Origin of the sequence: Flavobacterium salilacus subsp. salilacus (assembly GCF_004634195.1) — a bacterium.
Taxonomy (GTDB): domain Bacteria; phylum Bacteroidota; class Bacteroidia; order Flavobacteriales; family Flavobacteriaceae; genus Flavobacterium; species Flavobacterium salilacus.
The window spans coordinates 22,653-33,991 of sequence record NZ_SKBP01000013.1 but is presented as its reverse complement, the minus strand read 5'-3'; the positions used below and the strand labels follow the sequence as shown (position 1 = coordinate 33,991).

10 protein-coding genes and 1 tRNA gene are annotated in these 11,339 nt (G+C 36.2%); 7 read left to right on the top strand and 4 right to left on the bottom strand.

Annotated features, from left to right (window positions below):
• The first annotated feature begins 45 nt into the window (after positions 1–45).
• From E0W68_RS13000 to E0W68_RS12990, 3 genes are all read left to right on the top strand, one after another.
• A complete protein-coding gene (locus E0W68_RS13000; protein WP_135219874.1) occupies positions 46–993 on the top strand; it encodes an L-threonine 3-dehydrogenase in 948 nt (315 codons plus the stop codon).
• Positions 994–1,064: 71 nt separating this feature from the next.
• Positions 1,065–1,136 (top strand) — tRNA-Arg (locus E0W68_RS12995).
• Between the two features lie 351 nt (positions 1,137–1,487).
• Positions 1,488–4,496: a sensor histidine kinase gene (locus E0W68_RS12990; RefSeq protein WP_135219873.1), complete on the top strand. Its 3,009-nt coding sequence runs from the start codon at positions 1,488–1,490 to the stop codon at positions 4,494–4,496.
• Between the two features lie 4 nt (positions 4,497–4,500).
• On the opposite strand, the gene E0W68_RS12985 is transcribed toward E0W68_RS12990, so the two are convergent.
• From E0W68_RS12985 to E0W68_RS12970, 4 genes are all read right to left on the bottom strand, one after another.
• Positions 4,501–5,133, bottom strand: coding sequence for a response regulator (locus tag E0W68_RS12985; RefSeq protein ID WP_135219872.1), 633 nt, complete (start codon positions 5,131–5,133; stop codon positions 4,501–4,503).
• Positions 5,134–5,212: 79 nt separating this feature from the next.
• A complete protein-coding gene (locus tag E0W68_RS12980; protein ID WP_225990377.1) occupies positions 5,213–6,262 on the bottom strand; it encodes a glycosyltransferase family 9 protein in 1,050 nt (349 codons plus the stop codon).
• Between the two features lie 253 nt (positions 6,263–6,515).
• Positions 6,516–7,025 (bottom strand): DinB family protein, encoded by a 510-nt coding sequence (locus E0W68_RS12975; protein WP_135219870.1) that lies wholly within the window; start codon positions 7,023–7,025, stop codon positions 6,516–6,518.
• Between the two features lie 100 nt (positions 7,026–7,125).
• The gene (locus E0W68_RS12970) at positions 7,126–8,556 is read right to left on the bottom strand and encodes a dicarboxylate/amino acid:cation symporter (protein ID WP_135219869.1); all 1,431 of its coding nucleotides are present in this window, start codon (positions 8,554–8,556) and stop codon (positions 7,126–7,128) included.
• Between the two features lie 217 nt (positions 8,557–8,773).
• On the opposite strand from E0W68_RS12970, the gene E0W68_RS12965 reads away from it, so the two are divergent.
• From E0W68_RS12965 to E0W68_RS12950, 4 genes are read left to right on the top strand one after another with little or no spacing between them, the layout of a single operon-like run.
• Positions 8,774–9,049: a helix-turn-helix domain-containing protein gene (locus tag E0W68_RS12965; RefSeq protein ID WP_225990376.1), complete on the top strand. Its 276-nt coding sequence runs from the start codon at positions 8,774–8,776 to the stop codon at positions 9,047–9,049.
• The gene (locus E0W68_RS12960; RefSeq protein WP_135219868.1) at positions 9,046–10,299 is read left to right on the top strand and encodes a DNA cytosine methyltransferase; all 1,254 of its coding nucleotides are present in this window, start codon (positions 9,046–9,048) and stop codon (positions 10,297–10,299) included. Before E0W68_RS12965 ends, E0W68_RS12960 begins: the two co-directional genes overlap by 4 nt.
• Positions 10,296–10,925, top strand: coding sequence for a PDDEXK family nuclease (locus E0W68_RS12955; protein WP_135219867.1), 630 nt, complete (start codon positions 10,296–10,298; stop codon positions 10,923–10,925). The genes E0W68_RS12960 and E0W68_RS12955 overlap by 4 nt, the downstream gene beginning before the upstream one ends.
• A complete protein-coding gene (locus E0W68_RS12950; RefSeq protein WP_135219866.1) occupies positions 10,925–11,335 on the top strand; it encodes a very short patch repair endonuclease in 411 nt (136 codons plus the stop codon). The genes E0W68_RS12955 and E0W68_RS12950 overlap by 1 nt, the downstream gene beginning before the upstream one ends.
• Positions 11,336–11,339: the final 4 nt, after the last annotated feature.

Below are 11,339 nucleotides of genomic sequence, written 5' to 3'. Positions count from 1 at the left end.
TTTCATAATCTTAAAATAGTATCTTTGCATCATAAACAACAAACAATGAGTACCATTTTAATTATCGGGGCTTGTGGTCAGATAGGCACTGAACTAACCAAAAAGTTAAGAAACCTTTATGGTAAAGATAATGTTATTGCATCGGACATAGCGGAATGTGATACTGAGTTTATACAGTCAGGACCCTTTGAAGTGGTAAATGCTCTTGATTTTGACCAAATAGCCAACGTGGTTGAAAAGTATAATGTTGAAGAAATTTACCTGATGGCAGCGTTGTTATCGGCAACTGCCGAGAAAAACCCCGCCTTTGCTTGGGATTTGAATATGAATTCGCTTTTTCATGTGCTTAATCTTGCTAAAGAAGGAAAGATTAAAAAAATATTCTGGCCTTCGAGTATTGCAGTTTTCGGATCTACCACGCCTAAGCAAAACACACCGCAATATACGGTTATGGAACCTTCTACGGTATATGGTATCTCTAAACAATCGGGCGAAAGATGGTGTGAATATTACCACAATAAATATGGTGTAGATGTTCGCAGCATTCGCTATCCGGGTCTTATAAGCTGGTCAACCCTGCCGGGAGGTGGTACTACCGATTATGCTGTGGATATTTATCACAAGGCGCTTCAGGACGGTACTTATACCTGTTTCCTGTCGGAAGATACCCGCCTGCCCATGATGTATATGGATGATGCTATACGCGCTACTATCGAAATTATGCAAGCTCCATCAGAGCAGATAAAAATACGTTCGTCCTACAACCTTTCGGCTATGGATTTTACTCCTAAGGAAATTGCCGAAACCATACAACAACATATCCCTGATTTTACCATAAACTATGAGCCTGATTTCAGACAGAAAATAGCGGATAGCTGGCCGCAAAGTATAGACGACAGCTATGCACGAAAAGATTGGAACTGGAAACATTATTTTGACCTGAAAAGCATGACTTCGGATATGCTGGAACATCTTGAAAGTATGGCGCAATAGATACCAAACGAGTGCTTGTTATTAATTTGCGAAGAACTAAAAAAGCAGTATCTTTGCATCTCTAAAATTACAGCCTCGTAGTTCAACGGATAGAATGGGAGTTTCCTAAACTTTTGATCCAAGTTCGATTCTTGGCGAGGCTACAAAACCCGCTATACATTTAGTATAGCGGGTTTTTATTTGAATGTTATAGGGGTAACAAATTTAAGAGTAGGTCTAAAAAAGGAAAGATGTGTAACGATTACGTACACATCTTTTCCGGTTTCTAAACCTCTAAATAACAATAAGGCTAATTGGGGGGCAAAAAATTATTGTTTTTTTGGTATAAAAAGATCTAAAACGTTTTACCTCTCTTTATACAATGCAAATATAATTACTGAATTTATATTTAAGGCATGAAAAGCAATCCTGTTTTTGTAGAATTAATTCTACAAAAACAGGATTGTTGGCTTTATTTTATATATTTTAGGTAAATGTTTTATAGCCTATAACAAATGCAGATTGTAAAAAAAATAGTGTTGATAGTATATCTTCTCGGCATAAGTAAATGCTACACTCAAGATACTTCTTATTTTGTTACATGGTATTCTGCCGATAACAATCATTTACCGCAAAATACAGTAAAGAGTATCGTTAAGGATATGTATGGCTTTATATGGCTTTCTACCGAAAGCGGGCTGGTACGTTTTGACGGAGAGAATTTTAAAATTTATGACTCCTCTACCATACCGGGTATAAAATCTGACAGGATGTACATGTTTGGCGGTAATGTAAAAAAGGACAGTCTGGTAATCAGAAACGAGCTGCATCAATACTTTTTGATTCGGAAACGAATGGTGGTGAAAGACAACTCGACCTATAATTTTTTAAGAAAGACAAAAAAAGATTATATCAAAGACAACCTGCAAATTATACCGTCGTTACACCACGCTATGCCAAGAGAAATTTTCACAGTATCTTCAGGAGGCAACAGGTATGTTATAGACAACGACAGTATAAGGCTGTTTACCGATAATAATAAACTTAAGAAACAGTTTGCCTATACTGTAAAAGACTCATCGCAATTTTTTACCCTTTCGGGAAAGTTATACCTTATCGAAAACGACAATGGTTATATTGAGTTTACGGGAAGTAAAACAGTGCATAAAAAATTTGATTCTCATATTACCGGAAAATACAGCATTTATACAAATGAGCCGGTAGAACAGGTTTTCTTGGTATCGGGTAAAAACGTGTATCTGATAGAAGTTAAAAATGATAAACTAACCACTACCCTTTTATATGATAATTTTGATGCTAAAAACAATATCAAAGCTATTTACTTCGATGCGAAAAACAATGCACTGTATTTAGGCAGCCATAACAAGGGCTTAATGGTGGTAAAAAAGCAGGATTTTAAACAAATGACATCACCCCTGAAACATAAAAGAGGCCTGGATGGTGTGTATTATGGAATTACCGACTATCATAAAAACAAAATACTGTCGAGTAGTGGAGATATTTTTGAAAACGGCAAGCACACAGGCAATGTGGATATTGGTAACGGAAGTGATAAATATGCAATAGTTACGGATAATAATGGCGATATATGGGTAAAAATGTATATTTACTTATACCGGTATAAAAAAGAATCGGGTTATAAAAACTATGATACCTGGACACTGGGAAACAGGATAGCAACGCTTACCAAAGCAAAAGACGGGAAAATATGGATAGGCACTGCCTACCCTTATGAAGGGGAAGAACCCGGAGCGCTGTATGTTGCCGATCCTGATGCTCCAAACTGTAGTCCAAAGCTATACATGGAGTTTAGCAATGGTCCTAAATGTATATATAGCATGACTGAGGATGAGCTTTGGGTAGGCTCTCGCGGTACCCTGCTGAAAATAAACATTAAGAAAAAAGAGGTTACCGAAATTCCCGAATTTAAAAACGCATATATCAGAAACATGTATAGTACATCCATACATGAGCTATGGATTGCTACCTACAAAAAAGGGCTTTTTCTTTACAAAAACGGAAAGATTGTTAATTTTCCTACCGATAAAAATAACTATATACTTACTGCACACTGTATTATTGAAGACAAAAAAGGCTTTTTTTGGGTTACAACCAACAGGGGCTTGTTCTGTATAAATAAACAGGATTTGTATGATTATGCTTCGGGTAAAAAAGATGGTATTTATTACTATCACTATAATAAAGATAACGGCTTTACTACCAACGAATTTAATGGTGGGTGCGAGCCTTGCGGTGTGTACCTTAACAATCAAACCGTCTATTTTCCTTCGATGGAAGGAATAGTATATTTTGACCCTGACAACATTATACTAAACCACCCTGATAATACTATTTTTATTGATGAAGCACAGGTTGACGGTACAACCTATAGTACCGATAACCTGATGCTGAACAGAAATTTTGAGCGTATAAATTTTTTTATATCAAGCCCCTATTACGGTAATAAAGACAACCAGTATATTGAGGTGAAACTAATCGGACCCGTAACGCAGGACTGGACAGGAATAACAGAAAACTATGTTTCTTTCTCTACATTACCTCCCGGGAAATACCAACTTAAAGCACGAAAGTTATCGGGGTTTCAATCAGAATATTTATACAAAAACATCTCTTTTTCAATACAGCCTGCCTTTTGGCAAACTACGTGGTTTACTGTTATAGTTGTCATAGCTTCAGTATTGGCTGTAATCTTGTTTTTTAAAATCCGTTTGGGTTATATACGATATAAAAACCGACTGTTGGAGCAACAAATAGCCGTGCGCACAACACAACTGAGCACCACCATAAAAACCCTGAGAGAAACTAAGGAAACGTTGAGTCGGCAAAATGAAAATCACAAAAAGCTGATAAAAAACATTACGCACGATATTAAAAGCCCTTTAAAGTATATGGCTATAACAGGGCGTTATGTATATAACAACTTAAGTGATAGCGACAGCGCGATTAAAGAAGATGTTGAATCGATATATACATCATCTTCACAATTGTATCATTTTGTCGATAATTTTTTAGAATATACTAAAACTGCTGATAACAATACTAATGCAGAACCTTACCACTTGCATAAACTTGTGAGGGAAAAAATAACCTTCTTTAAAAACATTGCCAAATCGCATAATACGGTAGTAATAAATACTATTGATGAAACAATAACGGTTACACCAAACAGGCATCTGCTTGCTATAGTGCTGCACAACCTGTTGGACAATGCTCTTAAAAACACTACCGGAGGTACAATAACATTTGCAGTAACCAAAACAGAAAACACTGTTGCACTATCTATTAAAGATACCGGAAAAGGAATGTCGGCAGTACAGCTTGACCACTATAACAAACTCATAAGCGGAAATGGTGATGATAAGGAAAAAAGCGGTATGGGCTTACTTATCATTGCGGAACTAATTGTTATAATGGGCATAACAATGAAAATAAAATCTGTTAAAGGAAAAGGAACAGAGGTTATCCTTACAATTACATCCTAACCGTTTAACTGTAAATTTTATACTGCTCTACCAGCGAAACAATATTATTTACGCCCAGCTTATCAAAAATACGGTTTTTATATGTGCTTACTGTGGACGTTTGTATATTGAGTTTATTGGCAATCTCAAGGTTGCCTTCGCCCTGAGCATAAAGGGTTACTATTTCTAACTCCCTGTTAGATAGTTTTTCCAAAGGATTTTCAGGAGTCCTTCCATAAATGTTTTCGAGCATCTTCTCCTTAATTTTTTCACTTATATAACGCTCGCCCTGCAATATGGATGTAGCGGCAGTCATGATCTTATCTTCAGATGTTAACTTGTTCAGGTAACCGTCTGCACCGGAATTCAGGTAGCGCAATGCATACTGCTCCTCGTCGAAAGCCGAAAAAATAAGTATTCCGAGTGACGGCTGTATCATTTTTGCCTTTTTTACCATAGCAGGAGTATTGCCCCCCGGAAGGTTAATATCCAGTATGAGCAAATCGATTTGCTGATTTGTTAATACCGACAGGACGGCATCGAAGCTATCGGCATGGATAATCTCAGTATGTATAAAAATTTCTTTTAATATAAGCCCGGTACCCCGACGAACAACGCTGTGATCATCAGCAAGTAGTATTTTTTTATCGCTAAACATTTTCAAGGTATGATTACCTTTTAAATTTAACGAAAAAAAATAACCTTTCCCATAAAAAAGACCTGTTTTTTAAAAACAATTAATTACTTCTCACAATTTTATCCAATACAATCATACAGCGGTTTGTACATAATTTATTGGTATTAATCGATGTACTGCTTTCATTATAAGGAGTATATACATTTGCTTTGGTAATTGAAAACAACCCTACCGTAGGAGTTTGCGATGCACTTGCCAAATGCATCATGCCACTATCTGCGCCTATAAAAAAAGCCGTATTGGCTATAACCGCCGCAATTTCCCGAATATCTTTACTGTAAAACGAAGGTGCTTTAAAATCTATCTGAGAAACATTCTCTACAGGTAAAATCTCGACAATATTATACTCATCTGCATAGCGTTCTTGCAGTGTTGTATAAAAATCTTCCCACCACTCTTTAGAGTAACATTTATTTCCCGTAGCATAAGTAAAAATACTGATGGTTTTCCGGTCATCTTTTACCAGTTCGGCTAATGTCCGTTTCCCTTCAAACAGTTCCGTTTCACTCAGTTTAAGATTAAGTATGGGGATTTCGGCATTTTCACGCTCTGTTATACCCAGTATTGACAGGTAGTACCTAAAATTATACACCGGGTACTTAGCGATATGGCAATAATCAGAGTATTTGGCAGTATAACTTTCCTCAACATCTCCAAAAAACTTATAATATCCTCGGGCTGCTTTGGTAGAAAGCCTTCCTGATGAGGAATTTTTGTTCACATTAATTACAATATCATACCTCGTTTTTTTAATGGCTATCCATTCGCCAATATATCGAAACAATTCCTTAAAATGTTTTTTAGGCAGTTTTATAATGCGATCTATGCTGGTATAGTTGCTGAATATAATGGGTGCTAAATTTCCCTTTACAAACAAATCGATTTTACAATCAGGAAAAGTACGCTCTACCTCCTGTACAAGCGGTGTTATCAGTAGCATGTTGCCCAATCGGTGGTTAGGTCGGCATATTAAAACACGCTTTACCTCATCCTTATTAAGCATCTTTTTGCCTTCAAAGCCACTGTTACCCACATTTTTGGTAAGTCCGCACATAACGATCTTCCTAAACTTGTTTATTGTTTTTAGCATAGTAATAGAAAATGTTGTCTGTGTCGGCTTGTTTACAATAAAACAGCCAACAAAGACAAAAAGTAAATAGTTTCTTCAATTATGTTTCTTGTTTACAAATATAAAGAAGCTATCACCATACATTTCTTAAGATATACTAAAATTTTTCCTGTCTTTATAACAATTCAATAATTATATGTTAAAAAAATATCGTTATTTTTAAAAAATATGAGAAAATAATCAAAATTTTAAATTCAAATATGTAATATGTTTCTTATCGCTCCCAGAAAAACGGAGGCTCTATATCCAGAGCGCGTAAATATACATAGCCCTGCCCTCGGTGGTGTATTTCATTATCTATAAAGTAGAGTAAGGTACTGTAAACAGGGCTTTCATACTGCCCGAAAGCCACTACCGTTTCAGCAAAACGTTGGGGCGTGAGCTCAGCCCACAAGCTGTCTATCACGCGGGTAATTTCGTCCCAAAGTGCCAATAAGTCGGCTTTCGTTTCAGGCATACCCTCGCCCGTGTGGTGGGGCAACTCTTCAATTTTTTCCCATTCGTTCGTTACAAAACCCTGCATGCCCGGTCCTGCCAAATCAATCATTTCCATAGCAAGCTGTGCAAAAGGACGCATCCCCCCTACAGAGTAATTAAACAATTCTTTTTCGGGAAAAGCATCTATCACCCTGCGGGTAAGCGCACGATGCCCCTGCCAGTGTTTTAATAAAATTTCGGGAGTAATTACCGTAACTGTACTTGATGTTGCTACATTGTTTTCCATGATATAAATAATTTTAGTGGTTTATATTTCTACACCAAAATTATTTACGGGCAATGACAACAGTATGTCAGCAGGATTTATAAATTTTAAAAAATATGATTTACGATTTCTGAGGTTCAGCTTCAAACACCTCTTCGCCACCCTCTTTATTAGGGTCAAACTCGCCTTCCCACTTAGCAATAAATGCCGAAGCAAGACAGTTACCAATAACGTTTATAGAGGTACGTGCCATATCCATAAGCTCATCTATACCCAATATTGCCATAATAGGCCACACAGGCAGGTTAAACGATGCCGCCGTACCCATAAGTATTACCAGCGATGCACGCGGAATACCCGCCACACCTTTACTGGTTACCATAAGCGTAAATACCATAATAAGCTGTTCGCCAAGGCTGAGATCTATCCCCGCTGCCTGCGCCACAAAAATACTGGCAAGCGAAAGGTATAACGTAGTACCGTCGAGGTTAAAGCTGTAGCCCATAGGCATTACAAACGATACTACTTTACGCGGAACTCCTATGCTTTCCATAGCCTCCATAGCACGTGGCAGTGCCGCCTCCGAGCTTGTTGTAGCAAAAGCAATAGATACCGGTTGTTTTATAGCTCTTATAAACGGCATAAGCGGAATACGCGCAATAAGCGCAATAGGCAACAGCACCAAAAGTGTAAATGCTATTAATGCCCCATAAAGTAAAAATAATAATCCGAAAAGATTCTGCAGTATGCCCAGCCCCATATGCCCCACGGTATATGCCATAGCAGCCCCCACACCAATAGGTGCAAAGTACATTACAATATTGGTAAACTTAAACATAACCTCCGATAAACTCTGGGTAAAATCAACCATTGGTTTACGTTTCTTTTCGGGAACCATAATAAGACCTATGCCAAATATTACACTAAATACCACTATTTGCAGTACTTCGCCCTCAGCCATCGACTTGGCTATGTTTTCAGGAAATATATGCAGTATAATGTCCTGCCATGTTTGTGGTTTGGCAGCCGTAATTTGCTCGTGCATTGCTGCCGGAGCCTCTATGCCCATACCTACAGGAAACAGGTTAATAGCTGCAACACCTATAAATAAAGCTATTGTGGTTACTACCTCAAAGTACAGTAACGATTTCCAGCCCATACGCCCCACCTGCTTAATATCCGAGTGTCCTGCAATACCATATACCAGTGTAGCAAAAATAAGCGGACCTACTATGGTTTTAATCATTTTAAGGAATATCTTGCTCAGTACACGCAGGTTAACCGCCACATCAGGAAAATCATACCCTACGGTAGCACCTATAACAAGGCAGACTAATATCCAGGTGGTAAGACTCCTCTTTTTAATACCATACAGTATCAACCCAAAAACCGATGCCCAACGGAAAAAAGTTAATACTCCCTCAGGTATTGTGTGGTTTTCTACTATACCGCTTTCTGATTTTACATCAAAAACAAAATTTATTAAATATAAAACTGCCGTAACGGAAATGATGATAAATGCAAAAAAGTTGATGTAGCGGGATTTAAACATAGGGCTTCTCTTTTTTTTGGTATTGTGTTTTTTTAACGTGTTTTTACAGAAAATGTATTTCTGCGCGGTAAAAATAAAGGAAAAATAGTTTTTAGACTAAAAAAGTATCAAAATCATTAACCATTGTCTTTATATACAATAGAAGTAAATTTTTTTGAAGATTTCAAAACAAAGAACTGCCCTAACGTAAAAAATAAATGTTGAAAAATAAATTTTTATGCTGTCAATTGTAGGCGGGTCAATTGTAGGCACAACGATAATTTTAAAAAATATGGATATCAAAGAAAAATTTGGATTAAAAGTTAAAGCGCTTCGCGAAGAAAAAGGCTATTCCATTGAACATCTGGCTAATATATCTAATGTAGACAGAAACTATATCTCAGATATAGAAAAGGGAAAAAGAAATGTATCAATCAAGATAATAGAAAAAATCATTATAAATCTTGATATAGATTTTCCAACTTTTTTTAACGACAAGATTTTTAAACGATGAAAGAGGAACTATCAATAACTGAGCTTGACGGAAAAAAGTTTAAGATAAGATTTGTTGAATCCGAAGATAACAGCAAAGCTGTAACGACACATTACCTGCACAATATAAAAAATGGTGCAGCCAAGCATTATAAAAAAGATGCGGAAAAACATATAAATAGACTTGTTACTTATAAAAATGAAGAAGAAGGACTAAATCTGGTTCGTGAGGCTGCAATACAAAAACTTTTGTTTGAGGTGGAAAATGTGCCTTTCCCCACACCGGAAAACTATACTTTTAAATTCATTGATTTATTTGCAGGGATAGGAGGATTTAGGCTTGCTCTTCAAAATTTGGGTGGTAAATGTGTATTTACATCCGAATGGGATATTAATGCGCAAAAGACATACAGAGCAAATTTTGGCGAAGTGCCCTTTGGAGATATAACTAAAGAAGAAACAAAAAGTTATATTCCTGATGATTTTGATGTATTATGTGCAGGGTTTCCATGTCAGGCTTTTTCTATTGCAGGAAAGCGTGGAGGATTTGAAGACACCAGAGGAACTTTGTTTTTTGACGTTGCTGAAATTATAAAGAGAAAAAAACCAAAAGCTGTTTTCCTTGAAAATGTAAAAGGATTAAGAAATCATAATGGAGGCAAAACATTAGCAACCATTCTTAACGTGCTGAGAAATGATTTAGGATATTATGTTCCTGAACCTAAAATTTTGAATGCTAAAGATTTTGGTGTACCACAAAATCGTGAGAGAATTTTTATTGTCGGTTTCAGAAACGATTTAGACATAAATGAATTTAAATACCCTGAACCAACAGGCGAAAAGGTTTCTTTTTCCAAAATAAAAGAGGAAAAAGCTGTTCCTACTAAATATTACCTTTCAACACAATACCTTCAAACATTATATAACCATAAAGCAAGGCATGAGAGTAAAGGCAATGGTTTTGGTTATACTATTATTCCTGATAATGGTATCGCAAATGCTATTGTTGTAGGAGGAATGGGCAGAGAAAGAAATTTAGTTCTTGACCATCGAATTACAGACTTTACACCAACAACCCACATAAAAGGTGAAGTAAACAGAGAAGGGATAAGAAAAATGACACCCCGTGAGTGGGCGAGACTTCAAGGTTTCCCTGACAGCTTTATTATTCCCGTTGCAGATGCATCGGCTTACAAACAGTTTGGAAACTCAGTTGCAGTTCCGGCAATACAAGCGACTGCAAAAGAAATAATAAAAAAACTTGAAATATGAGTGTGTTAAATCAATTAGGAATAACCGTAGGTCTGGGAAATAAAACCGGACAAATATTTGAAAGTTTATTTCCAGACTTTTTAAGCATAAAATATAATACTCCTTCAGAATATATATCTCATTGTTGGAATATATATAAAGAGTCCGGTAACTTATCTAATAACCAAAATGGAAAAATATTTGAATATATATTAGCAACCCTGTTTATACGTGAAAAAATGTTGCCTGTTTACATTAGTGCAAAAGTAGCATTTGTACCAAATGTAATATATGACTTAATGTTTTATACAGACGAAAGAGGACCAATATGTATTTCTGCAAAAACAAGTTTAAGAGAAAGATATAAACAAGCAGATTTAGAAGCTATCGCATTAAAATATGTCCACAGAAAAGCTCTAAGCTATTTAATAACTTTAGAACCCTCAGAAGCCCTAAGTGTAAAAGCAAAAATAAAATCGGGAGACGTAATAGGACTTGACAATGTTATTGTAGCAACAAGTGATGAATTTAATGATTTAATCAAGAGTTTAAAAGAATATAAATTTTCAGAACCTCCCACAGTAAAAGTCATAAAAAGTAATCAAGTGATTACATTAGATAAAGCAAAAAAAGTATTAAATTTTTAATGGATCGCCACACTCCCGAACAACGCTCTAAAAATATGGCTGCCGTAAAAAGCACAGGTAGTAAAGAGGAGATTGCTCTGGGCAAAGCCATGTGGAAGGTGGGATTACGGTATAGAAAAAATGACAAAACAGTTTTTGGTAAACCTGATTTTACTTTTAAAAAATATAAAGTTGCGGTATTTGTAGATAGCGAATTTTTTCATGGCAAAGATTGGGAAACACGAAAAAAACCTGTTACAAATGCTGAGTTTTGGGAAAAGAAAATAACTCGTAATATACAGAGAGATAAAGAGGTAAATGAGCACCTTTTAGTTAACGGCTGGAAGGTGCTTCGTTTTTGGAGCAATGACATAAAGAAAAACTTAAGCGAATGCGTTGAAGAAGTTATCAAAAACACAATCAACCCCTAAATTT

Coding starts and splice junctions, on each gene's coding strand:
- E0W68_RS12970 (WP_135219869.1), bottom strand. CDS start 8,556: ATGTTTAAATCCCGCTACATCAACTTTTTTGCATTTATCATCATTTCC.
- E0W68_RS12985 (WP_135219872.1), bottom strand. CDS start 5,133: ATGTTTAGCGATAAAAAAATACTACTTGCTGATGATCACAGCGTTGTT.
- E0W68_RS12950 (WP_135219866.1), top strand. CDS start 10,925: ATGGATCGCCACACTCCCGAACAACGCTCTAAAAATATGGCTGCCGTA.
- E0W68_RS12955 (WP_135219867.1), top strand. CDS start 10,296: ATGAGTGTGTTAAATCAATTAGGAATAACCGTAGGTCTGGGAAATAAA.
- E0W68_RS12990 (WP_135219873.1), top strand. CDS start 1,488: ATGCAGATTGTAAAAAAAATAGTGTTGATAGTATATCTTCTCGGCATA.
- E0W68_RS13000 (WP_135219874.1), top strand. CDS start 46: ATGAGTACCATTTTAATTATCGGGGCTTGTGGTCAGATAGGCACTGAA.
- E0W68_RS12980 (WP_225990377.1), bottom strand. CDS start 6,262: ATGCTAAAAACAATAAACAAGTTTAGGAAGATCGTTATGTGCGGACTT.
- E0W68_RS12975 (WP_135219870.1), bottom strand. CDS start 7,025: ATGGAAAACAATGTAGCAACATCAAGTACAGTTACGGTAATTACTCCC.
- E0W68_RS12965 (WP_225990376.1), top strand. CDS start 8,774: ATGCTGTCAATTGTAGGCGGGTCAATTGTAGGCACAACGATAATTTTA.
- E0W68_RS12960 (WP_135219868.1), top strand. CDS start 9,046: ATGAAAGAGGAACTATCAATAACTGAGCTTGACGGAAAAAAGTTTAAG.